Here is a 26,417-nt window from a genome sequence, read left to right on the forward strand (position 1 = left end):
GCGGCCCCGGAGGGGGCTGCCTTTCGGTCGCGAAGTGGGGCAGCGACGGGAAACGCAGATCGATATGCGGTCTTGGCATGGCCCGCTGGGGCGGGCCGGTGTTAAAACGTGGAACGACGCCATTGTATGCGCAGCCACGGACTGTGCCCCGCCCCCTGCATGGTCCTCGTCCACAGGAGCCTTTCGCATGTCATTCAAAAGCCTGGTCGCGGTAGTTGGAATGTCGCTGGCCGCCGCGGGGTGCGCCGTCGCGCCCGCCGGCGAAGACGCCGCGCTGAAGCAGGCCATCGCCAGCCCGGCGCGTACGCCGGCGTTCGCCGCCCGCGATGCCGCCCGCAAGCCTTACGAGGTGCTGCATTTCTTCGAACTGCGGCCGGACGCCACCGTGGTCGAGATCTCGCCCGGGGCCGGCTACTGGACCGAGATCCTCGCGCCGTACCTGAAGCCGCGCGGGACCTACTATGCGGCCCAGTATCCGCAGGACGGCGGCGGACGCGCCTACTACCAGGAGTACTACCGGAATTTCCGCGCCAAGCTGGACGCCAATCCGGCCCTGTACGACCGGGTCCGGGTGACGGCCTTCGGCAAGGGCCGCTACGACATCGCTCCGCCTGGCAGCGCCGACATCGTGCTGACCTTCCGCAACCTGCACAACTGGATGAACGACGGCTATGCCGAGGAGGTGCTGGCCGCCTTCTACCGCGCCCTCAAGCCCGGCGGCATCCTGGGCATCGAGGCCCACCGCGGCCGGACCGACAGGCCCCAGGACCCGCGCGCGGCCGACGGTTACGTGCGGCAGGACTACGCGATACGGCTCGCGCAGCAGGCGGGCTTTGTCTTCGTCGGCAGTTCGGAGGCGCTGGCCAATCCCAGGGATACCAAGGATCACCCGGCGGGAGTCTGGACGCTGCCGCCCACCTTCCGGCTGGGCGACAAGGACCGCGAACGCTACGCCGCGATCGGGGAAGCCGACGGGTTCCTGCTGAAATTCCGCAAACCCTAGGTCTTGGACGCCGGCAGCCGGGCGTAGCAGTGCTTGCAGATGGCAGCGGCGGGATGCACGTACTTGCCGCAGCTCGGGCACTGCTTGCCATGCTTTTCACGGGCGATTTCGCGCGCCTTCGCCCGTTGGCGAGCCTTGACCACGAGGACCCCTACGCAGATGGCAGCGATGATGGCAATGAAAACAATCATGCTCTTCCCGTTGTAATTGCGCGAACGAGTATAGGGGCCGTGTGTTATCGGAAGTTTGCAGGATGTCTCAATTGTTAGAAAGAGCCCATTTCTTTTTTCTGCGAAAAGCGCGTCGAGCGGGCGGGGGAAATTGCTCCAGGAGCAACAAAGGCGCCTGAACAGTGGCTGAATGAGGGATGAAACTTGCGGGGAAACCCGGAACGAAGGCCGTGTGGCCGAGGACGAACGGCTCGCTTGCTAGCGAACGGATACACATGGCGGGAGCATGGCCGGCCATGATGGCCGAGTTACATTTTCCGGAGCGAGGCCTCGGGAATAGGTAACCGCGGAACCGGGGCGCGGGATGCTGGCCGCTCAGCCCCGCCAATAGCCGCCCGCCTCGATGGCGCGGCGCACGTCCTCGGGCACCTCGATGGGCCGCATGGTGTGCATGTCGATGAACACCAGGACCAGCGCGGCGCGCAGGCGCACCGGCTGGTCGTCGCCGGCGCGGCTCAGTTCGATGGCGATCTTCAGCGAGGTGCGTCCGACGCCGTCGATCCGCAGCGCCGAGACGATGTCCTCCCCCAGCCGGCTGGGGGCCAGGAAATCGACCTGCAGGTTGACGATGGGGATGGCGATGTGCCGTTCGCCGTGCAGCGCCGCGAAGCCGGTGCCCAGGCCGTGCCGGAGCCAGTGTTCGACGGTGTCGTTCAGGATCTCGACATAGCGCGGATAGAACACGATGCCGGCGGGGTCGCAGTGCTTGAAGCCGATCTCGACCGGCATGACATGGATGGTTACCATGCGGTTTCCTCGATGGATGGAACGGGCGGGCGCGGGGGGGGGGGGGGCCGCGGCCCTCAATTAGACCTCATGCCCGGGCTCCCCGCGCGGCAGGCTCGATGCCGGAGAGTTGCCGGGCGAGCTGCTCGCCGCTGTCGTCGGCCAGCGCGGCCTCGCGCAGGCTGGCCACGGTGCGCGCGGCATCGCCGCGGCCGCGCAGGGCGGGCAGCATGGCAATGATCTTGCGGTAGCTGCCCAGGCCGCGCGCGTGGGTGTCGCCGTAGCCCTTGATCAGCCGCGGGCATTCGGCGATTTCGCAGGCCAGGTCGTAGTCCTCGGACGCGTGCCGCGCGACGAGGTCCAGCCAGTCCCGCATGCCGGCGGTCTCCCGCTCCTGCCGCAGCGACCGTGGCCGCAGCCGCTTGAAAGACGCGACGCCGTACAGCAGCAGGAAGCCACGCAGGCTCGACGTGCGCACGATGCGGCCGCGGCGGGTAGCGCGAGCCAGCAGCGGGCCGGCCCAGCGCGAGTCCAGCAGCCATCGCCCCAGGCCGGCCGGCAGCATGTCGGCGATTTCCTCCGGACGGGGGTGGAAGAATTCGTTGATGCGCAGCATCTGTCCGGCACGGGCGCCGTGCTGCTGCCGGACACGGTCGAAACGGGTCGCGCGGATCTTCAGTTCGGCGACGCGCACCGTGTCCTCGTAGGTCATCCACAGGGCGAGATAGCGCGCGGTCTCGCGCAGCAGGCGGGCGGCCGGGTCGACGTTCCGGACGGCGTCCACGAGGGGCCGCAGCCGGTCGAGGTACAGGGCGGCGTAGGCCGGGTCCTGGTAGTCGGCGGTGCGGACGATGCCCGCCCGCAGGATCTCCTTGAGCCGGGCGGGAAACTCCCGGTCGATGCGGGCGTCCAGCGGCGCGAGCCGGGCGTCGATGGCGGCGCCGGTCGTCTGTGGCGCCGAGGTGGGCGCGGGGGCGTCGGCATGGGCGCGGAAGCCCGCGTCGAAGGCCAGGAGGCTGGCGGCCACGCCTATCCCGCCGCGCTCGATGGCGGCCTCGAAGTCTTGCCGGTCCCAGGGCAGCGCGCCGGTGGCGGCCAGCGCGCCGAACAGGGTCGCGCTGATCACGCTGCCGCTGCGTTCGGCCAGGGCCGAATAGTCGCGGCAGACGAATTCGAGGGCGGCCGCGCGTCCCGCCTCGTACAGCGATGCATAGTCCTTGCGCCCGTCGCCCATGGCCATCTTCTCGGGCAGGGCGTAGACGCGGTTCGACGAGGCGATCAGCACCGTCCGGTCCGGGGTCACGAGCCCGCGCTGCACTGCCCGGGCCGCCTCCATCAGCTCGGAGGCGATCACCACGTCCACGTCGCCCGGGACGGGCATCAGGCCGAGCACGGGCGTGCGTGTCCGGTCGCGGGGGCCGGGCAGGACCTCCACGTAGTAGATCGTGGCGCCGGTGCGCTGCGCGACGCCGGGCACGGATGTGGACTGGGCGTGGAAGCCCGCGTGTTCGGCCGTGGCCACGATCCAGTCGGCCAGCACCCCGCCGCCTTCCCCGCCCATGGCGAGGATGGCGATCTTGATGGGGCGCGGGGTTGCCTCAAGCGGCATGGCGGTACTCCTGCTTGGCAAGGCGGCGCTGCAGGAAGCCGATGATCTTTCCGGCCAGGCGCGCGCCCAGGGTTTCGAGGCGGGTGGGGTTGGTCACCACGTCGGCCCGGTAGAACGACGGGCACAACACGGCGGCGTGCGAGACCTCGCCGCACAGGCCGCAGCCCACGCAGCTGGGCAGCACGGTGGCGACCGGGTCGCGGCGCAGCGGGTCGGGGTTGTCCTTGATCGACAGCGAGGGGCAGCCGGACAGGCGGATGCACGAGTGGTCGCCGGTGCAGGTGTCGTGGTCGACGCCGAACTGTTCCTTGACGACCCGCCGGCCTTCCCTGGCCATCTGGCGTTGTCGGGGCTTGATCCGCCGCTGTTTGTTCAGCATGCATTCGGACTGGGCGATCACGACCTTGGGACCGGGTTCGTCGGACGTCAGCGCCTCGTCCAGGACCGACTGCATCTGCTGGAGGTCGTAGGTATGGGTGACGGTGCGGACCCAATCGACGCCCACGCCCCGCACCGCGGCCTCGATGCCGTGGCGGGTGGAGCGGGTGGGCGTGTCGGCCGAGGACGAGAGGATGTCCTGGCCGCCGGTCGCCGCCGAGTAGCCGTTGTCGACGATGATCGTGACGTTGTTGCTGCGGTTGAAGACGGCGTTGCCGATGCCGGAGGTCAGGCCGTTGTGCCAGAAGCCGCCGTCGCCCATGATGCTGACGGTGCGCCGGTCGGTCTCGCCGGTGTTCAGGGCCGCCGCGCCGGCGGCGCCCAGCCCGTAGCCCATCGAGGTCGCGCCGATGTCGAACGGGGCAAGCGCGGCGAACTGGTGGCAGCCGATGTCGGCGCTGACGTAGTGCTTGCCGATGCGGCGCTCCACCATCTTCATCGCGGTGAAGATGGGGCGTTCCGGACAGCCGGTGCAGAAGGAGGGCGGCCGCGGCAGCACCTCGTCCACCTTCTCCAATGCGACGCCGGGCATGGACGGCACGATGGGCGGGATCCTGGGCTCCAGCATCCGGGCCACGCCCTCGGGCAGCGGCCGCCGCCCGGCCAGCTCGGGAGCGTGGCGTTCGAGGAAGCGGCGCAGTCCCTTCATCACGACCCGGGGCGTGTATTCCCCGGCGCGCGGCAGGATGTCCTTGCCGTGCAGCACGGTCGCGACGCCGGCGCGGCGCAGGATGGTATGCAGCGCCTGTTCGATGAACTCGGGCTGCCCTTCCTCCAGCATCAGCACCGCATCCTTGCCCTGGCAGAAGTCCAGCACCTCGTCTTCCACGACGGGATAGACGACGTTCAAGACATAGATGGGTATGGCGGTGTCGCCGTAGATGTTGGCCAGCCCCATCAGCTCCAATACCCGCATCAGGGTGTTGTACAGGCCGCCCTGGACGATGATGCCCACATGGCGGGCCTCGCCGTCGAAGCATTCGTTCAGGCCGTGCGCGCGCACGAAATCCTCGGCCGCTTTCCAGCGCCGGGTGATCTTCTCGTGTTCGTGCACGAAGGTGGCGGGGGCCAGGGCCATCCGTTCCACGTCGCGCCGCGGCTGCTCGACGGCGTCCTTCAGCGAGAACGCGGGGCGCTTGTTGTCGGTGGTGGCGAAGCGGCCGTGGGCGTGACAGGCGCGGATGCGCAGCGTCAGCATCACGGGCGTGTTGCTGGCCTCGGACAGTTCGAAGCTCTGCTGCACGGCGCGCACCAGCGAAGGCAGGTTGGGGCGGGGGTCCAGCAGCCACATCTGCGACTTCATCGCGAAGGCGTGGGAACGTTCCTGGATGATGCTGGACCCTTCCCCGTAGTCCTCGCCCAGGATGATGAGCGCGCCGCCGGTCACGCCGCCCGAGGCGAGGTTGGACAGCGCGTCCGAGGCCACGTTGGTGCCGACGGTGGACTTGAAGGTGATGGCGCCGCGCAGCGGGTAGTGGACCGAGGCCCCCAGCATGGCGGCCGCCGTCGCCTCGCTGGCGCTGCTTTCGAAGTGCACGCCCAGCTCGTCCAGGATTTCGCTGGCATCGGCCAGGACGTCCATGAGATGGGAGACGGGCGAGCCCTGGTAGCCGCCGACGTACGAGACGCCGGACTGCAGCAGGGCCTTGGTCACGGCCAGGATGCCTTCGCCTTCGAACTCCTGGCCTGCGCCCAGGCGCAGCTTCGTGACTTCCTGCTTGAATGATCGCTCTGCCATAAGCGTTCCGGAAAAAAGATGAAAGGGACCCCGGCGGCCGTCGACGGACGGCCACCATGGGGGAAGAAGGAGCGGGGGACGCGCGCGGTGCGCGGGAAATGTCTCTTCCCTAGAACCTCGTGGGCAGCCAGGTGGCGATCGCGGGCCAGAAGAAGATCGCCACCAGCAGCAGCATCGTCATCGCCACGTAGGGCGTGACCGCCTTGAAGATGTCGGTCATCCGGACTTCGGCCGGCGCCACGCCGCGCATCGTCATCAGCAGCATGCCGTGCGGGGGCAGCAGGAGGCCCAGCTGCATGCAGATCAGGTACATGATGCCGAACCACACCGTATCGATGCCCAGCTGGTTGACGATGGGCATGAACACCGGCAGCGTGATCATCATCATGGAGATCTGCTCCACGAACAGACCCAGGAAGATCAACAGCGCCAGCATGCCCGCGACGATGGCCAGCGGGGACAGCCCCGTGCCCGTCACCGTCTGCACCAGCCCGTTGGTCGCGCCCGAGAAGCTCAGTATCTGAGAGAAGGTGGTGGCGCCCAGAATGATGAACAGGATCATGGCCGAGATCACCAGCGTGCCCTTGAGCGCGGCGAACAGCCGGGCCGGCGTCAGCGCCCGGTAGCAGGCGGTGACCAGGATGGTCGCCATCGAGCCCAGCGCGGCCGACTCCGTGGGCGTCGCCCAGCCGGCGATCATCGAGCCGACCACCACGCCGAAGATCGTTGCCAGCGGCAGCACGTAGACCAGGAAGGGCCGCACGCGCTCCCAGCCCCGGTGTTCGTCCAGCGGGCCGTTGGGCGCGATGGCGGGCCGCAGGCTGGCGCGGACCACGATGTAGGCGATGAACGACAGGCTCAGGATGAAGCCGGGCGTCACGCCCCCCACCAGCAGCTTGGAGATCGAGATGCCGGACAGCGAACCCAGCAGCACGGTGATGGCCGAGGGCGGGATCAGCATGTCGACCGCGCCGATGGCCATGATGGGGCCGCAGGCCATGGTCGGGTGATAGCCGCGCTGGAGCATGAGCGGCAGCATCAGGCTGCCCAGCATGGCCGTGGTGGCGATGGTGGAGCCCGAGATGGCCGAGAAAATGGTTCCGGCCACGACCGCGACCACGGCCAGACGCGCCGGCATGCGGCGGATCAGGCGTTCGATGCCGTCGATCACCTTGAGCGCGACGCCGGTATGGAACAGGACCTCGCCCATCAGGACGAACAGCGGAATGGGCGTGAGCGAGAAGCTGGTAATGGAGGCCGAGCCGTTGCGCACCAACTGGCCCAGGCCGGGCTCGCCGCCCAGGAACAGCAGCGCCCCGGCCAGGTTGACGACCAGGAAGGAGAAGGCCACGGGCAGGCCCAGGAACAGCAGGGCGGTGGAGCCGCCGAACAGCAGCAGCGAGGCTTGTTGCCAGGTCATGGGCGCCTCCTAGCTGGCCGACACGGCGTCGTGCCGCGGCCGGTGTTCGGCCTTGCGCAGCCGGTCCATGCGGAACAGGAACTCGACCGACAACAGGGAGAAACTCAGCACCCAGGGGGCCGTCGCCCACCATTCCGGCGTCACCAGGGTCTTGGTGATCATGCCTCCGCCCAGGTAGCTTTCATGCGTGACCAGCCAGCCGTGGTAGGCCAGGGCGACGCTGCAGGCGAAGCCGAGCAGGTCGGCCGCCCATTCGCAGGCCCAGCCGGCGCGCGCCGGCAAGGCCTGCAGCAGGATGTCGACGCGGATGTGCTGGCCCTGGCGCAGCAGCCAGGGCGCGGCCAGCATGGTCATGGCGGACAGCATCGTCTCCGAGATCTCGTTGCTCCAGGACAGGTCGGCCAGGCCGGTGTTGCGGGTGAACACGTCGGCGCAGATCATGACGGTCATCGCCAGCAGGATCAGGCAGGCCAGCGAGAAGCAGAGATAGAGCAACTGCCCGTAGGCGCGTGAAATCGTCTGCATGGCGGATCAGGGGCGCGAGAACAGCGACTTCAGCCTGGCCGCGTGCGTGGGGCTGACCTCGGCCATGCGTTTCCAGGCGGCATCGTGGGCGGCATCCAGCAGCTTGCGGCTGTCTTCCGGCGACAGGGCGATGGTCTTGACCCCCGCCTCGGCCTGCCGCTTGCTCTCGGCCGCGACCTCGTCCTTGTAGGTGGCGTTCTGCTCCTCGGCCCAGGCGAACTGCTTCTGGAGGAAATCGCGCTGGGCCTGCGTCAGGTTCTTCCAGGACGACAGGTTCATCAGGATGCCGTTCTCCGAGCCGTAGAAGCCGGGGTCCACGCGGTACTTGGTCTTTTCCTGCCAGCCCAGGTCGAAGATGCCGGCGATGGGCCAGCCGTAGCCGTCCACCACGCCGCGTTCCAGGGCGGTGTAGAGTTCGCCCGGCGCGGTCTGCACCACGGTGCTGCCCAGGCTCAGGAACAGGTCCCGGTAGACCGGCGTGATGCGCATTTTCTGGCCCTTGAGGTCGCCGGTGAAGCCCTTGTTGGTGTAGATGTGATAGGGCACGCCGTCGCTGAGCCGGGCGAGGTAGGCCAGGCCCTTGGGCGCCAGCAGCGTGTTCATGTAGTCGATGGCGCCGTTCGCGCGCAGTTCCCGGGTCGTCAGGTCGGTGTAGGACATGGCGATGGCCTCGGGCACGATGTTGGTGTAGAAGACGCCCGTCACGTTGGCCAGATCGACCACCTTGTTGCGCACGGCGTTGCCCACCTCGAACGGCGGGATGGCCTTGGGGCCGCCGATGTAGTTGATCTGCACCAGGCCCTTGCCCTCCTGGTTGACCTTCTCCACGAAGCGCTCGAAGTGGCGGGAGAAGAAGGTCTTCTCGTCGAAGGAACTGACGGCGCGCAGGGTGACCTGCTGGGCCTGGCCCAGGGCCGGCGCGGCCAGACAGGCGAGCGCGGCGGCCGCGAGGAGGGCGCGGCGCTTTCCTTGCGGGGAACGGGGACCGGGGTTGACGAGGGACCTGAGCATGTTGTCTCCATTGCCGGCTTCTTTCGCGGAGCGCGGGCCCGCGAGGGCGGCGGTACGGGGTTGGATGGATGGGATGGCGAGGCGGACCGAGGTTAGAGGGCGGCCGCGAGACCCGTCAACGCGATTTCCTGCGGCATGCGATGAATTCTTTTCATGCACGCCGCTGGTGCGCCCGCATGGCGCGATCGATGCCAAAATGCCGGTGCGCGCCATGCGCATTCCCGGACGACTTTCGCGATACCGCCATGGAATTGAAGCAACTCAGAGCGCTGCAGGCCATCGCCGACACCGGCAGTTTCGGCGAGGCGGCGGCCCAGCTCGGCCTGACCCAGTCGGCGCTCAGCCACCAGGTGCGCCATCTCGAGGCCGAACTGGACGAAACCCTGCTGATCCGGGCCCGGCCCAAGGTCTATCCTTCCCCGGCGGGGCTGGCGGTGCTGGCCTCGGCGCAGAAGATACGCGCCGAGATCATGGCGCTGGAAGCGCGCTTCGCGCGCTCCAAGACCGGACCGGTCACGGGGACGCTGCGCATCGCGGCCACCACGCTGTCCATCGTCTACGTGCTGGGCGACCTGTGCGAAGCCTTCATCGAGAAGTATCCGGGCATCGAACTGATCTTCACCGCCACCGAAAGCGCCGAGGCCGCCGTCAGGCGGGTGCAGGTCGGGACGGCCGACGTGGCGTTCGGTCCGCTGGCCGAAGGCAGCAGCCAGATGGTTCGGGTGGCGCTGGGCAGCACCGAGCACGCGTTCATCGTCCGCAGCGGCCATCCGCTGGCCAAGCGGGGAACCGTCTCGCTGGACCAGCTGCGGGAGTTTCCGTTCGTCCTGTTCCAGCCGGGCAGCGGTACGCGGGCCATCACCGATGAACTGTTCCTGCCGGACGGCGGCTATCCGTCCATCCTGACCGAGTCCAACGACGCGCAGTTCATCAAGCGCATCGTCTCGATCAGTTCCGGCGTCGCGCTCATGCCGGTCTACGCGCTGGCCGACGAGGTGGCCAGCCGCCGGCTGAGCCTGCTGCGCTGCGCGGGCCGGCCCATCCTGGTCGATATCGGCATCGTCCACAAGAAGAACGTGCTGATGAATTCGATCGAGCTGTTCAAGTCATTGTGCCTGGACCAGCGCGGACCGTCGCCCATCGGCATCACCATCGAGAACGCGCGCAGCCTGCCGTTCGCCAGGTACTGAGCCGGGAGGCGCGCGCGCCCGCTCAGGCCAGCGGCCCCACGCGCAGGCCTTCCTCGTCCAGCCAGCGCGAGAAGGCCGGGCCGGCCAGCACCCGGTATTCCGCCACGCGCTGCCCGCCGGGAGGATCGTCGGGCACCGGGGCGACGGCCGGATGGCACATCAGCACGTCCCGGTCGCCCGCGTGCCGCAGCCAGTTGCGCACCAGTGCGGCATAGTGCTGTTCTCCGCCCTGGAAACCGTACACGCCCAGCAGGCGGGCATTGGTCCGCATGCCATGGCCGTGCGCCAGGCGGGCCAGCCCGGCGGCGCCCAGCGCGGCGATCACGTGCGCCTTCAGGCGCGGCGGGTGCGGCATGCCGGGCAGGGACGCGGCGCGCGTGGCGCGCAGCCACGGCGGGGCGTCGCCATAACGCCGCGCCAGCAGCGCGACCAGGCGGGCGCGGATGTGGGGCAACTGGTGCACGTGCTGGTGGCCGTCGACGTAGTCGGGCGGGCGGCCGAAGGCCCGTTCGAAGGCGTCGAACTGCCGGGCGAGCCTTGCGTCGATCCAGCCACCGTCGAGCAGGCCCGCATAGGCGCGGGCAATCAGCGCGGACAGGGACAGCCGCTCGGCGGGCGTGTCAGGAAAGGCCGTGAAGTCCACATGCAGGCCGGTCTCGATGCCCGAGCCGGCCAGCAGCCCGGCATGGGCGCCGAAGCTGGGGCCCAGCGTCATGCAGCTGGCGGCGCTGACGCGCCCGTGCGCGGCCAGGGCCAGGATGGCCAGGTCGACCGATGCGTCCATGCCGAAGTCGTCCGCACACACGACGATCCGCCTGCCGGATAATGGCGTTCCGTTCATCACGTATCCGTTGGATGGCTCTTCATGCGCCTGCTTGCCGGACAGATCCTCCGCTTCGTCGCCGTCGGCTGCCTGGCCGCCGCGACCCACTGGGTCGTGGCCGTGGCCTGCGTCGAAATGCTGGGCCTCGCGCCTCTGCGGGCCAACGTGGTGGGCTGGCTGGCCGCTTTCTGCGTGTCGTTCGCGGGCCATCTGCTGTTCACATTCCGGCATCCGCTGCATGCGTGGCAGCACGCCGCGGCGAGATTCTTTCTCGTATCCGCGGGCGGCTTCGCAGTCAACGAAATGGCCTATGCCTGGCTGCTCCATGTGTCCTCGGTGCGGTATGACGTCTTGCTGGCAGCGGTGTTGGCGGGGATTGCCGTGGGTACCTTCATTGCAAGCCGGCTATGGGCGTTTCGCCGCACGCCTGGCGCATGAGCCCGTCGCCGGCCTCGACCAGCCATACCCGGCTGCGGTCTTCGCTCAGCACGGGCTGCCGGTTCGCCAGGAATGGCTTGCGCGCGGCGTCGTCGGCGCCGCCCCAGATCCAGTAGCGTTCCCCGGCGGGCGCCGCGCACAGGCGTTCGCGCAGCAGCCGGTCCGACAGCAGCACCTGCTGGCCCTGGACCGGGTCGAAATGCGAGGCGTCGTACAGTTCCTTGCGCCAGTTGTCGCGCAAGGGAATCTGCGGGTCCAGCCAGTCGTCCACGACCCACATGGGGGCGGGGGAGCGGGAATAAAGCTGTAGCTGGAAGGGGTACTCGTGCAGCGCGACCAGCGTGTCGCCGGGCCGCAGCCGCGTGCCGATATCGGTGGCCAGGGACTTGGGCGCCTGGTGCGAATAGGCGGCGGCCGCGGCCATCGCCGCGCCGCACAGCGTGGCGGCGCCGATGACGGACAGCGGGAACAGGCGCCGCCAGCGCAGGCCGCGGCCGCCGCGCCGGACCGACATGACGACCTCGGCCAGCAGGAAGGCGAAGGCGGGCAGCGCCGGCACGATGTAGCCGATGAGCTTGGAACTGGGGATGGAAAAGAAGGCCAGGATCACGGCCAGCCAGACCAGCATCAGCCGTCGCAGTCCGCCGTCGGGCGTGCTCCAGAAGCGCTTGTCGAACAGGCCGGCCGCCCAGGCCGACCAGGGCAGCGCCAGCGCGGCAAGCACCGGCAGGTAGAACCAGGCCGGCTGTACGTTGTTGAAGCCGCCGGCGGAGAAGCGCTCGAACTGCTGGTAGATGAAGAAGTAGTGGAAGAACTCCGGATAGCGCAGCTGCATCAGCCAGAACCACGGCACCGCCACGGCCAGGAAGACGCCGATGGCGGGCGGCCACAGCAGGACGAGCAGGTCTTTCCAGCGGCGCGCCGACGCCACCCATAGCACCAGCACGGCCGCCGGCAGCGCGACGCCTATCAGGCCCTTGGCCAGCACGGCCAGGCCGGCCAGTACCGCGCAGGCCAGCATCATGCCGCGGGGCGAGGCGTCTTCGCGGGCGCGCAGCAGCGCTTCGGCGCCGGCCAGGATGCACAGGGAGATCAGGCTGGCCACCAGCATGTCCAGGTTGGCGAACTGCGCGGCGCCGTAGAAGAAGGGCAGGGTGACCAGGATCAGCGTGGCGACCGCGGCGGTGCCGGCGTCGCGCCGCCGGCGCACGAACAGGTACAGGCCCGCCGCCGCCAGCCAGGCCGCCAGGACCGAGGGCAGGCGCGCCGCGAACTCGTTCAGTCCGAACACCGAGAACGAGGCCTCGGCCAGCCAGTAGAACAGCGGCGGCTTGTGGAAATAGGGCATGCCGTTCAACAGCGGCACGGCATGGGAGTGGCTGCGCAACATTTCCCACGCCACACCGGCATAGCGCCCCTCGTCGGGCAGCATCAGCGGCCGCACCCAGGACAGCATGGCGAGCCAGGCCGCGATGGCGGCGAAGAACAGGCTGGTTTTTTTCATCGCCGGGCCGCCCCAAGATGAAAACGCCCCCTTGGGGGCAGCGCCGCCGCGCGGCGGCAAGCGTGGGGGCCGTTTTTCATCGCATGCCTGCGCGGCGGCTGCGAGTCCCCGTGCCTCGGCGCGAACGCACCACGTACAGCGGCCGGCCCTTGACCTCGTCGAAGATGCGGGCGACGTACTCGCCCACGATGCCCAGCGAGATCAGGTTCAGGCCGGCGAAGAACAGCAGCGCGGCGACGATGGTCGTCCAGCCCGCCACGATGTTCCCCTTGACCAGGTATTCGCCCACCACGTAGCAGCCATAGGCGATGGACAGCGTGGCGAAGAGCCCGCCCACGAGGCTGGCCATGCGCAGCGGCCAGGTGGTGAACGCGGTCAGCCCGTCCAGGGCCAGGCGCCCCAGTTGCAGCGGCCGGAAGTGGCTGCTGCCGTGGGCGCGGTCGCCCGGGACGTAGGGCAGCGGTTCTGCCTTGAAGCCTACCCACGCGTAGAGGCCCTTCATGAAGCGGGTGCGTTCGGGCAGGGCGATCAGGGCATCCACGACGCGGCGATCCATCAGCCGGAAATCGCCGGCATGCGCGGGAACGTCGACGCGTCCGTGCGAGCTCAGCAGCCGGTAGAACAGGCGCGAGCCCAGGCGCTTGAGCGCCGGCTCGTCGTCGCGATGGCTGCGCACGGCATAGACCATGTCGGCGCCGGCGCTCCACCGGGCGAGCATCCGGTCGATCAGTTCGGGCGAATGCTGCAGGTCGGCGTCCATGCTGATGACGACGTCGCCGTCCGCCGCTTCCAGGCCGGCACTGAGCGCGGCCTCCTTGCCGAAGTTGCGCGACAGCTGCAGGTAGCGGAAACCGGGAACCTGGCTCCAGCGGGCCATGAGCTCGGGTGTCTCGTCGGTGCTGCCGTCGTCGACCACGATGATCTCCCAGCTTCGGCACAGCGTGTCGAGGCGGGTCCGCAAGAGGGGGAGAAGCTCGCGCAGGTTGCGGGCTTCGTTCAGGCAGGGCAGCACACAGCTGACGTGGACGTCGTGGAAGGTGCCGTCCCGGACTGCGGCCGCCTCGGGGCGAGGCAGGACCACGCCGGGCAGCGCCGGACCGAAGCCATCCAGATCGTGTTGGACATCCATGGAACACTCGGAACGAACGACGGAAACGGCGCCAGTATGGTCGGGCGCGCGTCGAATTTTCGTTGAAGGGATGTCGAGTTTCCGTGGCCCGGATCGTTCAGCGGAACGTCAGTTTTCGGGCGTCCCGTAGGTGCGCTCCCCGCGTTCGGCGATCACCTCCAGCAGGGTGCCGGTGAACGCTTCCAGGACCGCCGGCTGTTCCCGTCCGCGCTTGGTGATGAGGTGAAAGCCCAGGGACAGCACGGGGTCGGTCAGCAGCGCGGTGACGACCGGCACGTCGGGCCCGACCGGCGCGGCGAAGGAGGGAATGATGGTGGGACCGACGCCGGCCGCCGCCATGCCGATCAGCGACTCCAGGTTGTTCATGCGGATGCCGCCTTCCGGGCGCAGGCGTTTCGACGCCGCCTTGCGCTTGTCGATCAGTTGCTGGAGTTCCGAGGTGGGGTGCAGCTCGACGAAGGGCACGTCGGGCAGATCGTCCCAGCGTATGCGCCGGGGCCTGCCCTGCGCCTTCAGCCGCAGCGGGGCGTTGCGGCATTCCAGGTACAGGAAGTCGAATTCGAACAGCGGGCGCCGCGAGACCTCGGGCACGTGCCGGGGGAAGATGCCCAGCCCGCAGTCGAGTTCCCCGCTGCGCACGCGGCGTTCGACCTCGGGCTTGGGCAGGTCGAACACGTGCAGGTCCAGCGTGGGCTGGGCAACGCGCAGCTTCATGTACACGTGCGGCATCACGCTGGCGGAGAATATGGGCGTGGCGCCCACGCGCAGCGTGCGCCGCCGTTCTTCCGAGAGCTGGCTGAGGACGGGCGCGATGGTTTCCACTTCGTCCACGACGTGCTGGGCCACGGGTACCAGCCGCTGGCCGGCCGCGGTCAGGTGGACCGAGCGGGTCGTCCGCTCGAACAGCCGGCATGCCAGCTGGCCCTCCATGTCCTGCATCATCAGGCTCAGGCCGGGCTGGCTGATGTGCATCTGCTCCGCCGCGCGCGTGAAGCTGCGCGTATGCACCACGGAAAGGAAAGCCTTGAAATGCCGGATCGAGAGATTCATAAGTAATGTAAATCAATAGATATAAGAGATATATTAGACAAATTAAACGGCTGTTCCTAGAATTTCCCGCAAGCAAGCACAGATGCACCCGCCGGCCAGACCGGACGGGGCGACGGGAGACGAGGCGATGAACGAGGCGACAGCCAAGCGGCGGCAATTCCGCGAACTACTGGCCAGGGACGAACTGCTGGTCATGCCCGGAGGCTTCAGTCCCCTGCTGGCCCGCATCGCGCAGGATGCCGGGTTCGAAAGCTATTTCATCGCCGGTTCGCAGCTGTGCGCGTTCCTGTATGGATACCCCGACACCGGCGTGATGGGCATGCGCGACGTGGTCGACCATGCGCGGCACGTCGCGGCCCGGACCGACATCCCTATCTTCCTCGACTTCGACACCGGTTTCGGCAACGCGGTCAATGTCTGGTACGCGGTGCAGGAGGCGGTGCGGGCCGGCGTGGCGGGCTTGCAGATCGAGGACCAGGAAGCGCCCAAGAAGTCCGGGACCAGCGCGGGCCGCCGCTGCATTCCGGTGGACGAGGCCGTGGGCAAGTACCGCGCGGCCGTCGCCGCCCGCGACGAGATCGACCGGGAGTTCGTGGTGTGCGCGCGCTGCGACGCGCTCGGGGCCGCCGGCGAGACCTTCGAGTCCGCGCTGAACCGCTGCGTCGCCTATGCCGAGCAGGGCGGCGTGGACCTGGTCTGGCTCAATTCAGTGCAAAGCCGCGAGCAGTTGAAGATCGCCTGCCGCGAGATCCCCGTGCCGGTGCTGACCATCTGGGGCGGGCAGGGCCCGGCGCCCACGCTGGAGGAATACCGCGAGCTGGGCCTGCGGGTGGTGCTGTATCCGACCATCGCCGCGTCCTCCGGGATGCAGGCCGCCTGGCGCGTGCTGCACGATTTCCGCCGGCGCGGCCAGGCCGCGCTGGCCGACTGGGCCGCCCAGGTCCATGCCTGCCCGGACGGGCCGGCGGACTACAAGACCCTGTCGGGCATTCCGAAAGTGATGGAACTCGAACGCCGGTTCCTGGCCGAGGACAGCCGTCCCGACTATGAAAGCACCTGGGGCCACGGCGGCACGCTGGAGCAGAGCGGCAGGCAGCCCCCGAAGTGACCGGGGCCGGCGTGGCCGGCCCTCCCTTCTTCCTTCCTGGAAACGAACATGGATCGACGTCAATTATTGAAGGTCGCGGGCGGAGCCTTGCTCGCACCGACCGTGGCGCGCGGCGACACCTATCCCGGCCGGCCCATCCTGCTGCAGGTGCCGTTTCCTCCGGGCGGCGCGGCCGACGTGATGGCGCGGCTGGTCGCGCGCAAGATGAGCGAATCGCTGGGCCAGCCGGTGGCGGTCGAGAACAAGCCCGGCGCGGGCGGCATCATCGGCGCGGCGGCGGTGGCCCGCGCGGCGCCGGATGGCTATACCTTGCTGCTGTCCACCACCAGCACCCACTCGCTGGCGGCCGCCATCAAGTCCTCGCTGCCCTACGATCCGGAGAAGAGCTTCGCGCCCATCGTCGAGATCGCCAACGGCAAGAGCGTGCTGCTGGTATCCAGCGCTTCGGGCATCCAGGACGTGGCCTCGCTGGTCAAGCTGATGAAAAGCCGCGGCGCCGGCAACAATTTCGGCTCGGCCGGCGTGGGCACCCTGGCGCACCTGAACGGCGAAGCCTTCAAGCGCGCCGCCGGCGTCGAGATGACGCACATTCCCTACAAGGGCATGTCGCTGGCCGTGCAGGACCTGATAGGCGGCCAGCTGACGATGATGTTCGACAGCGCCGTGTCCGCGCTGGCGGTGCTCAAGGGCGGGCGCATCCGCGCGCTGGCCGTGGCCGGGCGCAAGCGTACGCCGGTGCTGCCGGACGTGCCGACGCTGATCGAGGCCGGCGTGCCGGGCTTCGACATGGAAGCCTATTTCGGCCTGTGGGCACCGGCGGGCACGCCCGCGCCCATCGTCGAGCGGCTCAACGGCGTGCTCAACGCCGCGATCGCCTCGCCCGACCTGCGCACCGAGATCACCAACCTGGCGGCCGACCCCGCGGGCGGCACCAGCGCGGCCTTCGCCGAGCGCGTCGCGCGCGACCGGCGCAAGTGGAAACAGATCATCGCCGACGCGGGCATCGCCCCCGAATGATGCACCGCCCCATTCTTTCTTTCAGGAGCTTCCGTTGAGCAACACCTCGTTCCATCCCATCGCCCGCCGTCTCTACACGGCACTGGTCCTGCCGTTGAGGGACGACCTCGGCATCGACGAGCCGGGCCTGCGCCGGCTGGTGCGCTATTACCTGCAACAGCCGAGGTTCGCCGCCGAGGGGGGCCTCATCGCCAACCCGGAGGCGGGCGAAGCCTTCTACCTGACCCGCGAGGAGAAGCGGCGAGTGCTGGAAATCGTGATGGAGGAAGCCGCGGGCAGGATGCCGGTGCTGGCCGGCACCTTTGCCTGGACCACGGCGGAAACCGTGCAGACGGCGCTGGACGCGAAGGCGCTGGGCGTCCAGGGCATCTTCGTGGTGCCGCCGGCCGGTTCCATGGACGTGGCCATCGCCTGGGACTCGGTCCGCTATCCGGAGGTCTGGCTGGACCAGATCAAGGCGCAGGACGCGGCCGTGGACCTGCCCATCTTCACCCACCCGATCACCAACGCGTCGCAGCCATGGGGGCTGGGCCTGCCGCTGGAGCCCACGCTGAAATTCTGCCGCGAGGTGCCCAACATCGTGGGCTGGAAGACCACCTACGCCTACCAGGGGCATCGCATCCTGGCGCGGGCCATGCGCGAGCAGGCGCCCGGCGTCGCGCTGCTGTGCTCGAGCGCGCATTTCTTCCACGAGTACCTGGCCAGCGGCAATTTCGACGGCACCATCAGCGGTTCGTGGAACTATGCGCTGGAGCCCATGCTGGACCACATCGAGGCGATGCGCGCGAACGACCTCGTCGCCGCCCGCCGCATCTGGGACGCGGGCCTGGCGCGCCTGCACGAATACATCTACGCCGAGCCGGGCCGGCTGCACGTGCGCTACAAGATCGCGACCTGGCTGCGCGGCCTGATCGAGTCGCCGCGCATGCGTCCGCCCATGCCCGAGCCGCGCGCCGAGGAGATCCGGCGTATCGAGCAGCTGCTGCGCGGCGCCGGGATCGAGGTGGCGCGCGAACCGGCGCAAATGGCCGCCGCGGGGAGGCAGGCATGACGGGCGCGCGCCGCATCGCGGCGCTGGCGCTGGCCGCGCTGCTGCCGATGGCGGCCCTGCATGCGCAGGAATATCCGGGCAAGCCCGTCAAGATCGTGGTGCCGTTTCCGCCGGGCGGCTCGACCGACGTGGCGGCCCGTATCCTGGCGGCCAAGCTGGCCGAAGGGTTCCGGCAGCCGGTCTACGTCGAGAACAAGCCCGGCGCGGGCACCACCATAGGCGCCGCGTATGTCGCCTCCTCGGCGCCCGACGGCTACACCTTGTACGTGACCGGGCCGATCACCCATGCCAGTTCGCAGGCGCTGTACAAGAAGCTGCCCTACGACGCGCTGCGCGGTTTCGCGCCGGTCGGCAACATGACCGTGTCCCCGTTCATCGTGGTGGTCCATCCCGCCTCGCCGGCGAAGTCGCTGAAGGACCTGCTGGAGGCCGCGCGCAGGCAGCCTGGGCGGCTGAGCTATGCCTCCAGCGGCAACGGCGCCGCGCCGCACCTGGTGACCGAGATCATCGCGCGCGCCGCCGGGGTGTCGTTCACGCACGTGCCCTTCAAGGGCGTGGGGCCGGCGGTGATCGCGCTGCTGGGCAACCAGGTGGATTTCATGATCGCCGACGTCGCCGTCGTGCCGCAGATACGCGAAGGCAAGCTGCGTGCGCTGGCGCTGACCACGGCGGCCGAATCGCCGCTGGTGCCGGGCGTGCCTTCGATGGTGCAGGCCGGTATGCCGGGCGTCGACGTGCCCAGCGGGCTGGCCCTGTTCGCGCCGGCGGGAACGCCGGAGGCGGTCGTCGCGCGCATCAATGCGGAGATGAACCGCGCGTTGCAGGACGCGGACGTCAGGCAGAAATTCGCCATGCAGGGCTTCGAGATCCAGACCGGCACGCCGGCCGATCTGGCGGCGATGATGGCGCGCGAGGTCGAGCGCTACGGGCAGGTCGTGCGGCAGACGGGCATCAGCATCGATTGACGCGGACCGCGCTGGCGGATCAGGCGCGGCGCAGGCAGGCCAGCGCCGCGGCCGACAGCAGCAGGGCGGCCCCGCCGTAGATCAGCACGGCGGGCGCGGCCGGCAGCAGCAGGCCGGCCAGCATGGGCCCCGTGCCCGCGCCGATGTCGCGCCAGACCGCGCGCGAGGCGAGTGCCTGGATGCGTTCGTGGCCGGGATGGCGATGCGCCACGATGGGGGCCAGCAGCGGCAGTTGCAGGGCGCGCAGCACGACGATGAGGAAGGCGCAGGCCCACAGCCAGCCGGCGCCGAAACCGACCAGGGCGGCCGAGGTGGCCAGCGACAGCACGACCAGCATGCGTTCTGCGCCCAGGCGGTCGGCGATGCGGCCGCCCAGCGGACTGAGCAGGATCTCGGACAGGTAGCGCAGCGCCATCAGCACGCCGGCGGCCAGCAGGGCCCAGTCGGGCAGCGCATCCTGCGCCAGCAGCGACAGGCCGATGATGAACAGGCCGTCCAGCGTCAGCCCTTCCATGAAGGACCAGGCATCCAGGCTGCCCGGCGGCCGTATCCGGCGCGCGAGCTGCGGCGCGCTCCGGGGCCGGTTGTGGGCGGGCAGGCGGCGCGCCAGCGGCAGGGCCAGCAGGGCCAGGGCGGCCAGGATGAAGAAGATGAAGCGCGGTCCGGCCAGGTCCGCCAGCCACGCGCCTGCCGGCAGCGCCAGCATGGGGCCCGCGGCGATCAGGGCGCGCGAGCGGCCGGTGCGCTGTGCCGATCCGGACAGGCTGGCGGTGGCCAGCGCCAGGGTGGACAGGTTCAGCGCCGCGTAGGACAGGCCCCACAGCAGCCGGACGGCCAGCAGCAGCCAGAAGCCCGGGAACAGCGCATAGCCCAGCGCGCAGCAGGCCGAGGCCAGCGCCGCCAGCGTGCAGACGGCGCGATCGCCGCGCTCGGCGTACAGCCTCGCGACCCAGCCATAGCCCGCGATCCGCACCAGCCGGTTGGCGGCCAGCAGGATGCCGGCCTGGGCCAGGCTGACGCCGAACTGTTGGGCGTGGACGGGGAGCAGCAGGTAGAGGACGGTGTCGGCGGGCAGGCACAGGCCCAGGACGATGGAGGCATCGCGCGAGTGGCGATCGGCGGTGGAAGCGTCGGGATCGGACATAGGCCGACATGGTGACGGTGGCGTGACAGCGCGACAAACGATTTAAACTGGCGCCACACGTGAGAAAATTGCACGCATGGTCCATCGCCCTCCGCCTCTCAATGCCGTCCGGGCTTTCGTCGCCGCCGCCCGCCATCTCAGCTTCACCCGCGCCGGACAGGAGCTGGGCGTGACCCATGGCGCGATCAGCCGCCAGGTCCGGCAACTGGAGGACTACCTGGGCGTCGAGCTGTTCGAACGCCGGACCCGGCAGATCGTCCTGACGGCGGCGGGCGCGCAGTTCCTGGCCGACACCGCGCCCGCGTTGGCCAGCATCTCGGCTGCCGCCGACGTCTTCGTCGGGCGCGGCGCGCCGCGGGTGGTCCGGATCAACGTGCGTCCTAGCTTCGCCGTGCGCTGGCTGATTCCGCGCCTGCCGGATTTCGTGGCTCGCCATCCTCAGGTCAAGCCGGAAGTCGTGACCAGCACCCTGGCGCCGGAGAGGGCGCTCGAAAGCTTCGACGTGGCCGTCCGGCGCGGGCGCCGCGGCTGGCCGCCTTCGATCGAGGCGCGCGCCTTCATGCAGGACGAGGGACTGGTGGTGGCCGCGCCCGAACTGCTGCGCGAGCGGCCGGTGGAGCGCCTCGCGGACCTGGCGGGACACGTCCTGCTGTATTCGCGTTCGCGCCGGTCCGACTGGGAAGCCTGGTTCACGCAGGTCGGCCGGCCGCGCGCGCGCCAGCAGCAGACGCTGCAGTTCGACCACCTGCATTTCGTGATGCAGGCGGCGTTGGACGGCTTGGGGCTGGCGCTGGCCCCGGTCTCGCTGCTGGGCCACGACCTGGCCAGGGGGCGCCTGGCGGCGCCCCTGCCCGACCTGCGGCTGGGGCTGGACCGCTACTACTACGGCGTGGCGCCGGACGCCGGACCGCCCGCGCAGTTGTTCATCGAATGGCTGCGCGAGGTGGCGCAGGCCGAGACGCGGCAATTGCTGAAGCTGGCGGGCGCCGCCAGCTGAGCGGACCGCTCAGGCGCGCGCGACCTCGCTGTCGATCTTGATCGTGGTGGTGGTCATCAGCTTGTGCACGGGGCAGCGGTCGGCCACGGCGTGCAGCTCCGCCACCTGTTCGTCGGTCAGGTCGCCGCTCAGCAGCAGGCGGGCGGTCAGCCGGTATTCGCCGCGCCGCTCGTCCTTGTCGTCGCGCACGATTTCCACGTCGACGCCATCCAGGGGAATGTTCTTGCCCTTGGCGTAGACCATCAGCGTCAGCGCCTTGCAGCCGCCCAGCGCGGCATCGAAATAATCATGGGGAGACGGGCCCTCGCCCTTGGGGGCGGGCATGTCCAGGGGCACGTCGTGCGCGCCCAGGGAGATGGTGTAGCGCATGCCGCCGGGCATGTTCGATTTGACGTGTACGCTCATGATTGCTCCGTTGCCGGGGAGGCGAGTGGGGATTCGGGCGTCTCGCGGTAGGCCCGCCAGGCGTCGTGGCCGCCCAGCAGCGCCCAGGTGTTGGTATAGCCGGCCGCGCGCAGCTTGGTCGCCAGCATGGCCGCCGAGACTTCGTTGGGACAGGCGCAGTACACCACGATGTCGGTGTCGTAGGGGCCGAGCTCCAGGCCGTCGAGCGGTGCGTGCACGTCCACCGCGATGGCGCCCGGCAGGGGATCGTCGGGCCGGGGCCGCACGTCCAGCAAGACCGGCCGGCGGCCCGCGCGTTCCCAGGAGGCCAGTTCGTCCACCGGGAGGCGGGGCACGGTGCGCAGGTATTTGACGACGCGCCACCGCTGCACCAGCCGATAGGCGATGTACAGCGCCAGCAGGGTGCCCAGGAACAGGAGGCCCATCTGGCCGTACTGGTCGATGGCCTGCAGGATGTCGGCCACCACGGGATGGAAGACTGCGCCCAGCAGCACCGCCGAGCCGCCCCAGATCAGCGTGCCGGCGATCTCGTAGCCGACGAAGGTGCGATAGGGCGCGCGGGTCAGGCCGGCCATCACGGTGCTCAGGGCGCCCGCGCCGGGCAGGAACTTGGCCACCAGCAGCAGGCGCGGCCCCACCTGGAGATACCGGCTCTGGGTCTGGCGTATGCAGGAGTCCTGCGACAGGGAGATGCGGCAGATGGTGCTGAGCAGCCGCGCGCCGTGGCGCTGTCCGGCCGCGTACCAGGCGCTGTCGGCGATCAGGCTGGCCGCCACGGTGCCGGCCAGGATCAGCGGCCATGAGAGCTGGTCCTGCGCGGCCAGCGCGCCGGCCACGACCAGCAGGGGATAGGCGGGTATGGGCAGCCCCGCCTGTTCCAGCAGCACGTTGAAGAAGACCAGCCATGCTCCATAGAGCACGAGCAGCGTCTGTAGATCGGCCAAGTGGGCCTCCCGGATGAGTTCTCTAGGAGAGGATAGGGGCGCTCGCGGCCGAAACAAGCCCACGGGCCGTGGGGGATTTCGCCCCGCGCCGACCCACCTTACCACAGGCCACGGGCGGCTTTCCCGGCCGCCCGCCGGTTCATTCGGCCGTGATGTGCGCCGCCTTCACTACGTCCGCCCAGCGCTGGGCGTCCTTGGCGACGAGCTTGCCGAATTCGGCCGGCGAGGAGGTGGCCGGCACCATGCCCTGCGCCTCGAATGCGGAAGCGGTGGCGGGCGATTGCAGCGCCTGCGAGATCTCCTTGTTCATGCGGGCGATGATCTCGGGCGGCGTGCCCTTGGGCGCGAAGACGCCGTACCACATGTCCACATTGCCGCCCTTGATGCCCGCTTCTTCCAGGGTGGGGACGCCGGGCAACTGGGCCAGGCGTTTCGCGCTGCCGGTGGCGATGGCCTTGAGCTTGCCGCCCTTGATCTGCGGCAGGGCCACGTGCACGGGCAGGAACATCGCGTCTATGCGTCCGCCCAGGATGTCGGTGACGGCGCCCGCCGTGCCCTTGTAGGGCACGTGCATCATCTGGGCTCCGGTCTGTTGCAGGAACAGCGCCATGGACAGGTGGTGGGGCGTGCCCACGCCGGGGGTCGCGTAGGTCAGCTTGCCGGGCTCGGCCTTGGCCGCGGCCACCAGTTCGGCCACGGTCGCGGGCTTGCGCGAGGCGGGCGACACCAGCAGCAGCGTGCCCCACGAGGTCAGCGCCACGGGATCGAAGTCGGCCACCGGGTCGTAGGGCAGCGACTTGTACAGGCTGCGGTTCATGACCAGGGTATTGACCTGCACCATGAAGGTGTAGCCGTCGGGCGCGGCGCGGGCGGCGCGTTCGCTGCCGATGTTGCCGCTGGCGCCGGCCACGTTCTCGACCACGATGGGCTGGCCCAGGGTCTTGCCGAGCTGGGTGGAGAGCTGGCGGGCGACGAGGTCGATGCCGGTGGCGGGAGTGTAGGGGACGATGAAAGTGATGGGGCGGTCGGGCCAGGCGTAGGCGCTGGCGCACGAGCAGGCCAGGGCAAGGGCGCCCAGCGCGCGCAGGGGTCTAAGCATCTCGATGTCTCCTTGATATGGTCTCCTGCCAGTATGCGGAAAGCGATATGCTTTGGAAAATGAATTTTTGTTCTCATCCATATCCAGCGCGATATGGCTGGGATGACCCCTTCGTTTCCGGTGTTCGCCCATGGATTGGACCCATCGCCTGCGGCTGCGCAACCTCCAGATGCTGCTCAGCCTTGCCCAGACCCGCAACATCAGCCATTCGGCCGCCGCGCTCAACACCACGCAGCCCGCGCTGTCCAAGTGGCTGCGCGAACTGGAGGACGACCTCGGGCTGCCGCTGTTCGAGCGGCATGCGCGCGGGCTGCGGCCCACGTCCTACGGCGAGGCGCTGATCGCCCATGCCCGGCGCATCGAGGCCCAGCTGGACCGTGCCCACAGCGACATGGAAGCCATGCGCGAAGGGGGCAGCGGGCAGGTGCTGATCGGCACCTCGGGCGCGGCGGCGCCGGACACGGTTCCCCTGGCGATGCTGGCGCTGCTGCGGCGCATGCCGCAGGCCCGGATCCGGGTGGTGGAAAGCACGATGGACCAGTTGATGGGGCAATTGGCGCAGGGGGAACTGGATATCGTCGTGGGCCGCTCCGCCCCTGAACTGCACGATCCCGCCATCCGGTCCGAGGCGCTATACCTGGAGCCCATCCATTTCGTGGCGCGGCCGTTGCACCCGTTGTTCGAGGGCGGCGAGCCGACGTGGGACGCGGTGATGGGCCATCGATGGATTCTGTGGCCCCGGGGCACGCCGATACGCAACGCGCTGGATTCGGCGCTGGCGGCGGCGGGGCGGGATCTGCCGGTCGATTACGTGGAGTCGAATTCGGCCACGCTGAACATGACCCTGCTGGCCCACAGCGACATGGTGGGCGTGGCGTCGCACCGGGCGGCGATGCGGCTGGTGACGATGAACGCGGTGCGGATCGTGCCGCTGCGGCTGTCAGGGTTCGGGTCGGTGGAAATGTATTGGCGCAATGACGGATTGCGGCCGGCGGGGGTGGAGGTGGCGTTGGAGTGTCTGAGGGAAGTGGTCAGGGGGCAGGGGGATTCCTGACTCGGCGGGCGCCGCTAGGCGGCGCTTCGCGCCGCGAGCGTGCGCACCAGCCCATGCACGGCGTGCATGGCCGGGGTGGGTACGCCCAACAGGTCGCCGATCGCCGATACCGCGCCGCTCAGCGATTCGTGTTCCAGCGGCCGGCCCTGTTCCAGGTCCTGCAGCATCGAGAATCGGACCTGTCCCAGGGGCCGCCCGCGTTCCAGCCGGGCCCGGGGCATTTCGCCGGTGTCCAGGCCGAGCGCTGCTCCTACCGCGATGGCCTCGCTCATCAAGGTTTGCAGCAGCGCATGGACGTCGGGGTCGGCCAACATGCGGTCGAGCGTGGCCCGAGTCAATGCGCTGACCGGGTTGAAGGCGGCATTGCCGATCAACTTGAGCCAGATCTCGCGCCGGATGTCCGTGGTCAGGCTGCAGGCGAAACCGGCATGCGACAACAGCGTTTGCAGGGTTCGTCCGCGTGGCGACAGGCTGCCGTCCGGTTCTCCCAGGTGCAGTTCCCAGCGGCCGGTGTGTTGCACCACTCCCGGTGCCGCAAGGTAGGCGGTGGGATACACCACGCAGCCCAGGATCTGGCGTCTGGGCAGGGCGGCGTCGATGCGCCCGCCAGGGTCGAGATTGTCGAGCCTGGTTCCGGCCAGGCGGCCTTCGAAGCCCGAGAAGAACCACCACGGGACGCCGTTCATGGCCGGCACCACTACGGTGGACGGACCGACGAGCGGGGAGAGGGCGGGCAGCGCGGCGGCCAGGCCGCAGGTCTTGACGGCCACGATCACCGCGTCTTGCACACCCAGTTCTTCGCCTCGGGCCGCGGCATGCACGGGACCATTCCAGTCGCCCTGGGCACTGCGCACCGTCAGCCCGCCGCGGCAAATGGCCTGGAGATGGGCGCCGCGCGCCACGATCGAAACGGACTGGCCGGCCTGGGCCAGGCGTCCGGCGATCAGTCCCCCGATCGCGCCGGCACCGAATACACAGAGTTTCATGCGCTTTAGCCCAGCACGTCGGCCTGTTCGGCCAATACCTTGTCCACCAGCGGTTGCAGGCCGAACCATCCGGCCTTGGGCGAACCCACCTGCTTGCGGGTCATCAGGGCCGTGGCCTCGTCCACTTCGATGGGCCGGCCGGCGGCAGTGGCCCGCAAGACTTGCTCGCACGAGCGCTCCATGCGCAGGAACCAGGACACGGCTTCTTCCACCGTCTGTCCAACGGTAAAGAGACCGTGATTGCGGCAGATCACCGCCTTGCCAGGTCCGAGGGCGCGGGCGATGGACTCTCCCTCCGACAACTCGGAGGCGATGCCGTTGTAGGCCTGCATGACGGCGTGGTCCTGGTAGAAGGCACAGGCCTCCTGGGTAATAGGGGGGATCGGCTTGCCCAGCGACGCGTAAGTGGTGCCGTACAACGAATGCGAATGGGCGGCCGCCACTACGTCGGGCCGTGCGCGATGAATGCGCGAATGAATGGAGAAGGCCGCGGCGTTGACCGGATGACGGCCTTCGACGATACGGCCGTCGTGGTCCACCAGGACCAGGTCCGACACCTTGACTCGGCTGAAGTGCAGGGCCAGCGGGTTTACCCAGAAGTGGTCGGGCAGGACGGGGTCGCGGCAACTGATGTGTCCGGCGATGCCGGCGTCGAAGCCATGCATGGAGAAAATGCGCAGACAGGCAGCCAGCCGCTGCTTGCGATGCAGGCGTTCGGCGTGCGGGTCGTCGAAGCGCGGCGGCTCCGGTATGGTGAGTCCCTCGGGCCGGACTTCGAGCAACATGCCGGGCTGCGGGGCAGGGGCGTTCATG

Annotated in this window: 26 protein-coding genes; 9 read left to right on the forward strand and 17 right to left on the reverse strand. The window is 69.1% G+C overall.

What is annotated here, in order from left to right; genetic code table 11:
- Positions 1-187: 187 nt before the first annotated feature.
- Entirely contained in the window at positions 188-1,003 is an 816-nt protein-coding gene (locus EV675_RS11375; RefSeq protein WP_242621385.1) for a class I SAM-dependent methyltransferase, read from the forward strand.
- Here the strand turns inward: EV675_RS11375 and EV675_RS11380 are convergent.
- The 7 genes from EV675_RS11380 to dctP form a co-directional block, all read right to left on the reverse strand.
- Complete coding sequence (locus EV675_RS11380; protein ID WP_130357338.1) at positions 1,000-1,194, reverse strand: PhlB family protein; 195 nt, start codon at positions 1,192-1,194, stop codon at positions 1,000-1,002. The genes EV675_RS11375 and EV675_RS11380 overlap by 4 nt on opposite strands.
- Positions 1,195-1,548: 354 nt before the next feature.
- On the reverse strand, positions 1,549-1,980 hold the full coding sequence (locus tag EV675_RS11385) for an acyl-CoA thioesterase (protein ID WP_130357339.1): 432 nt from the start codon (positions 1,978-1,980) through the stop codon (positions 1,549-1,551).
- Positions 1,981-2,047: 67 nt separating this feature from the next.
- Positions 2,048-3,568 carry an indolepyruvate oxidoreductase subunit beta family protein gene (locus EV675_RS11390; RefSeq protein WP_130357340.1) on the reverse strand — a complete coding sequence of 507 codons (1,521 nt, stop codon included), beginning with the start codon at positions 3,566-3,568 and terminating at the stop codon, positions 2,048-2,050.
- Positions 3,558-5,744, reverse strand: a complete 2,187-nt coding sequence (locus EV675_RS11395; RefSeq protein WP_130357341.1) for a thiamine pyrophosphate-dependent enzyme — start codon at positions 5,742-5,744, stop codon at positions 3,558-3,560. The genes EV675_RS11390 and EV675_RS11395 overlap by 11 nt, the downstream gene beginning before the upstream one ends.
- 109 nt (positions 5,745-5,853) lie before the next feature.
- Complete coding sequence (locus EV675_RS11400; protein WP_130357342.1) at positions 5,854-7,164, reverse strand: TRAP transporter large permease; 1,311 nt, start codon at positions 7,162-7,164, stop codon at positions 5,854-5,856.
- Positions 7,165-7,173: 9 nt separating this feature from the next.
- Positions 7,174-7,689 carry a TRAP transporter small permease gene (locus EV675_RS11405; protein ID WP_242621386.1) on the reverse strand — a complete coding sequence of 172 codons (516 nt, stop codon included), beginning with the start codon at positions 7,687-7,689 and terminating at the stop codon, positions 7,174-7,176.
- 6 nt (positions 7,690-7,695) lie between these two features.
- Complete coding sequence (gene dctP / locus EV675_RS11410; protein WP_130357343.1) at positions 7,696-8,700, reverse strand: TRAP transporter substrate-binding protein DctP; 1,005 nt, start codon at positions 8,698-8,700, stop codon at positions 7,696-7,698.
- Positions 8,701-8,945: 245 nt separating this feature from the next.
- Here dctP and EV675_RS11415 point away from each other — a divergent pair, with 245 nt between their 5' ends.
- Positions 8,946-9,890: a LysR family transcriptional regulator gene (locus EV675_RS11415; RefSeq protein ID WP_165404540.1), complete on the forward strand. Its 945-nt coding sequence runs from the start codon at positions 8,946-8,948 to the stop codon at positions 9,888-9,890.
- Positions 9,891-9,912: 22 nt separating this feature from the next.
- Here EV675_RS11415 and EV675_RS11420 read toward each other — a convergent pair whose 3' ends face one another.
- On the reverse strand, positions 9,913-10,731 hold the full coding sequence (locus EV675_RS11420) for a ChbG/HpnK family deacetylase (protein ID WP_130357345.1): 819 nt from the start codon (positions 10,729-10,731) through the stop codon (positions 9,913-9,915).
- A gap of 24 nt (positions 10,732-10,755) precedes the next feature.
- On the opposite strand from EV675_RS11420, the gene EV675_RS11425 reads away from it, so the two are divergent.
- Positions 10,756-11,151 (forward strand): GtrA family protein, encoded by a 396-nt coding sequence (locus EV675_RS11425; protein WP_130357346.1) that lies wholly within the window; start codon positions 10,756-10,758, stop codon positions 11,149-11,151.
- Here EV675_RS11425 and EV675_RS11430 read toward each other — a convergent pair.
- The 3 genes from EV675_RS11430 to EV675_RS11440 all read right to left on the reverse strand — a co-directional run bounded on the left by EV675_RS11430 (position 11,105) and on the right by EV675_RS11440 (position 14,834).
- Positions 11,105-12,655: an ArnT family glycosyltransferase gene (locus EV675_RS11430; RefSeq protein WP_130357347.1), complete on the reverse strand. Its 1,551-nt coding sequence runs from the start codon at positions 12,653-12,655 to the stop codon at positions 11,105-11,107. The genes EV675_RS11425 and EV675_RS11430 overlap by 47 nt on opposite strands.
- Positions 12,656-12,731: 76 nt before the next feature.
- A complete protein-coding gene (locus EV675_RS11435) occupies positions 12,732-13,784 on the reverse strand; it encodes a glycosyltransferase family 2 protein (RefSeq protein WP_130357348.1) in 1,053 nt (350 codons plus the stop codon).
- A 108-nt stretch (positions 13,785-13,892) separates the two neighbouring features.
- The gene (locus tag EV675_RS11440) at positions 13,893-14,834 is read right to left on the reverse strand and encodes a LysR family transcriptional regulator (RefSeq protein ID WP_130357349.1); all 942 of its coding nucleotides are present in this window, start codon (positions 14,832-14,834) and stop codon (positions 13,893-13,895) included.
- A gap of 127 nt (positions 14,835-14,961) precedes the next feature.
- On the opposite strand from EV675_RS11440, the gene EV675_RS11445 reads away from it, so the two are divergent.
- From EV675_RS11445 to EV675_RS11460, 4 genes are read left to right on the forward strand one after another with little or no spacing between them, the layout of a single operon-like run.
- The gene (locus EV675_RS11445; RefSeq protein ID WP_165404541.1) at positions 14,962-15,942 is read left to right on the forward strand and encodes an isocitrate lyase/PEP mutase family protein; all 981 of its coding nucleotides are present in this window, start codon (positions 14,962-14,964) and stop codon (positions 15,940-15,942) included.
- 48 nt (positions 15,943-15,990) lie between these two features.
- Complete coding sequence (locus EV675_RS11450) at positions 15,991-16,959, forward strand: Bug family tripartite tricarboxylate transporter substrate binding protein (RefSeq protein ID WP_130357351.1); 969 nt, start codon at positions 15,991-15,993, stop codon at positions 16,957-16,959.
- 34 nt (positions 16,960-16,993) lie between these two features.
- Positions 16,994-18,010 carry a dihydrodipicolinate synthase family protein gene (locus EV675_RS11455; protein WP_130357352.1) on the forward strand — a complete coding sequence of 339 codons (1,017 nt, stop codon included), beginning with the start codon at positions 16,994-16,996 and terminating at the stop codon, positions 18,008-18,010.
- A complete protein-coding gene (locus tag EV675_RS11460) occupies positions 18,007-18,975 on the forward strand; it encodes a Bug family tripartite tricarboxylate transporter substrate binding protein (RefSeq protein WP_130357353.1) in 969 nt (322 codons plus the stop codon). The genes EV675_RS11455 and EV675_RS11460 overlap by 4 nt, the downstream gene beginning before the upstream one ends.
- A gap of 19 nt (positions 18,976-18,994) precedes the next feature.
- On the opposite strand, the gene EV675_RS11465 is transcribed toward EV675_RS11460, so the two are convergent.
- On the reverse strand, positions 18,995-20,119 hold the full coding sequence (locus EV675_RS11465; protein ID WP_130357354.1) for an MFS transporter: 1,125 nt from the start codon (positions 20,117-20,119) through the stop codon (positions 18,995-18,997).
- 76 nt (positions 20,120-20,195) lie between these two features.
- On the opposite strand from EV675_RS11465, the gene EV675_RS11470 reads away from it, so the two are divergent.
- On the forward strand, positions 20,196-21,116 hold the full coding sequence (locus EV675_RS11470) for a LysR substrate-binding domain-containing protein (RefSeq protein ID WP_130357355.1): 921 nt from the start codon (positions 20,196-20,198) through the stop codon (positions 21,114-21,116).
- A 9-nt stretch (positions 21,117-21,125) separates the two neighbouring features.
- Here EV675_RS11470 and EV675_RS11475 read toward each other — a convergent pair whose 3' ends face one another.
- The 3 genes from EV675_RS11475 to EV675_RS11485 all read right to left on the reverse strand — a co-directional run bounded on the left by EV675_RS11475 (position 21,126) and on the right by EV675_RS11485 (position 23,564).
- A complete protein-coding gene (locus EV675_RS11475; RefSeq protein ID WP_130357356.1) occupies positions 21,126-21,521 on the reverse strand; it encodes an OsmC family protein in 396 nt (131 codons plus the stop codon).
- Positions 21,518-22,465 carry a DedA family protein/thiosulfate sulfurtransferase GlpE gene (locus tag EV675_RS11480; RefSeq protein WP_130357357.1) on the reverse strand — a complete coding sequence of 316 codons (948 nt, stop codon included), beginning with the start codon at positions 22,463-22,465 and terminating at the stop codon, positions 21,518-21,520. Before EV675_RS11480 ends, EV675_RS11475 begins: the two co-directional genes overlap by 4 nt.
- 139 nt (positions 22,466-22,604) lie before the next feature.
- Positions 22,605-23,564, reverse strand: coding sequence for a Bug family tripartite tricarboxylate transporter substrate binding protein (locus tag EV675_RS11485; protein ID WP_130357358.1), 960 nt, complete (start codon positions 23,562-23,564; stop codon positions 22,605-22,607).
- Between the two features lie 130 nt (positions 23,565-23,694).
- Here EV675_RS11485 and EV675_RS11490 point away from each other — a divergent pair, with 130 nt between their 5' ends.
- Positions 23,695-24,618 carry a LysR family transcriptional regulator gene (locus EV675_RS11490; protein WP_130357359.1) on the forward strand — a complete coding sequence of 308 codons (924 nt, stop codon included), beginning with the start codon at positions 23,695-23,697 and terminating at the stop codon, positions 24,616-24,618.
- Positions 24,619-24,632: 14 nt separating this feature from the next.
- On the opposite strand, the gene EV675_RS11495 is transcribed toward EV675_RS11490, so the two are convergent.
- Together EV675_RS11495 and EV675_RS11500 are read right to left on the reverse strand one after the other, a co-directional pair.
- Positions 24,633-25,604 carry a ketopantoate reductase family protein gene (locus tag EV675_RS11495; protein ID WP_165404542.1) on the reverse strand — a complete coding sequence of 324 codons (972 nt, stop codon included), beginning with the start codon at positions 25,602-25,604 and terminating at the stop codon, positions 24,633-24,635.
- A 5-nt stretch (positions 25,605-25,609) separates the two neighbouring features.
- Positions 25,610-26,416, reverse strand: coding sequence for a class II aldolase/adducin family protein (locus EV675_RS11500; RefSeq protein ID WP_130357361.1), 807 nt, complete (start codon positions 26,414-26,416; stop codon positions 25,610-25,612).
- Position 26,417: the final 1 nt, after the last annotated feature.

The sequence above is a fragment of the Pigmentiphaga kullae genome (genome assembly GCF_004216695.1).
In the GTDB taxonomy this organism is placed as follows: domain Bacteria; phylum Pseudomonadota; class Gammaproteobacteria; order Burkholderiales; family Burkholderiaceae_B; genus Pigmentiphaga; species Pigmentiphaga kullae.

Coding starts and splice junctions, on each gene's coding strand:
- EV675_RS11375 (WP_242621385.1), top strand. CDS start 188: ATGTCATTCAAAAGCCTGGTCGCGGTAGTTGGAATGTCGCTGGCCGCC.
- EV675_RS11380 (WP_130357338.1), bottom strand. CDS start 1,194: ATGATTGTTTTCATTGCCATCATCGCTGCCATCTGCGTAGGGGTCCTC.
- EV675_RS11385 (WP_130357339.1), bottom strand. CDS start 1,980: ATGGTAACCATCCATGTCATGCCGGTCGAGATCGGCTTCAAGCACTGC.
- EV675_RS11390 (WP_130357340.1), bottom strand. CDS start 3,568: ATGCCGCTTGAGGCAACCCCGCGCCCCATCAAGATCGCCATCCTCGCC.
- EV675_RS11395 (WP_130357341.1), bottom strand. CDS start 5,744: ATGGCAGAGCGATCATTCAAGCAGGAAGTCACGAAGCTGCGCCTGGGC.
- EV675_RS11400 (WP_130357342.1), bottom strand. CDS start 7,164: ATGACCTGGCAACAAGCCTCGCTGCTGCTGTTCGGCGGCTCCACCGCC.
- EV675_RS11405 (WP_242621386.1), bottom strand. CDS start 7,689: ATGCAGACGATTTCACGCGCCTACGGGCAGTTGCTCTATCTCTGCTTC.
- dctP (WP_130357343.1), bottom strand. CDS start 8,700: ATGCTCAGGTCCCTCGTCAACCCCGGTCCCCGTTCCCCGCAAGGAAAG.
- EV675_RS11415 (WP_165404540.1), top strand. CDS start 8,946: ATGGAATTGAAGCAACTCAGAGCGCTGCAGGCCATCGCCGACACCGGC.
- EV675_RS11420 (WP_130357345.1), bottom strand. CDS start 10,731: ATGAACGGAACGCCATTATCCGGCAGGCGGATCGTCGTGTGTGCGGAC.
- EV675_RS11425 (WP_130357346.1), top strand. CDS start 10,756: ATGCGCCTGCTTGCCGGACAGATCCTCCGCTTCGTCGCCGTCGGCTGC.
- EV675_RS11430 (WP_130357347.1), bottom strand. CDS start 12,655: ATGAAAAAAACCAGCCTGTTCTTCGCCGCCATCGCGGCCTGGCTCGCC.
- EV675_RS11435 (WP_130357348.1), bottom strand. CDS start 13,784: ATGGATGTCCAACACGATCTGGATGGCTTCGGTCCGGCGCTGCCCGGC.
- EV675_RS11440 (WP_130357349.1), bottom strand. CDS start 14,834: ATGAATCTCTCGATCCGGCATTTCAAGGCTTTCCTTTCCGTGGTGCAT.
- EV675_RS11445 (WP_165404541.1), top strand. CDS start 14,962: ATGAACGAGGCGACAGCCAAGCGGCGGCAATTCCGCGAACTACTGGCC.
- EV675_RS11450 (WP_130357351.1), top strand. CDS start 15,991: ATGGATCGACGTCAATTATTGAAGGTCGCGGGCGGAGCCTTGCTCGCA.
- EV675_RS11460 (WP_130357353.1), top strand. CDS start 18,007: ATGACGGGCGCGCGCCGCATCGCGGCGCTGGCGCTGGCCGCGCTGCTG.
- EV675_RS11465 (WP_130357354.1), bottom strand. CDS start 20,119: ATGTCCGATCCCGACGCTTCCACCGCCGATCGCCACTCGCGCGATGCC.
- EV675_RS11470 (WP_130357355.1), top strand. CDS start 20,196: ATGGTCCATCGCCCTCCGCCTCTCAATGCCGTCCGGGCTTTCGTCGCC.
- EV675_RS11475 (WP_130357356.1), bottom strand. CDS start 21,521: ATGAGCGTACACGTCAAATCGAACATGCCCGGCGGCATGCGCTACACC.
- EV675_RS11485 (WP_130357358.1), bottom strand. CDS start 23,564: ATGCTTAGACCCCTGCGCGCGCTGGGCGCCCTTGCCCTGGCCTGCTCG.
- EV675_RS11490 (WP_130357359.1), top strand. CDS start 23,695: ATGGATTGGACCCATCGCCTGCGGCTGCGCAACCTCCAGATGCTGCTC.
- EV675_RS11495 (WP_165404542.1), bottom strand. CDS start 25,604: ATGAAACTCTGTGTATTCGGTGCCGGCGCGATCGGGGGACTGATCGCC.
- EV675_RS11500 (WP_130357361.1), bottom strand. CDS start 26,416: ATGAACGCCCCTGCCCCGCAGCCCGGCATGTTGCTCGAAGTCCGGCCC.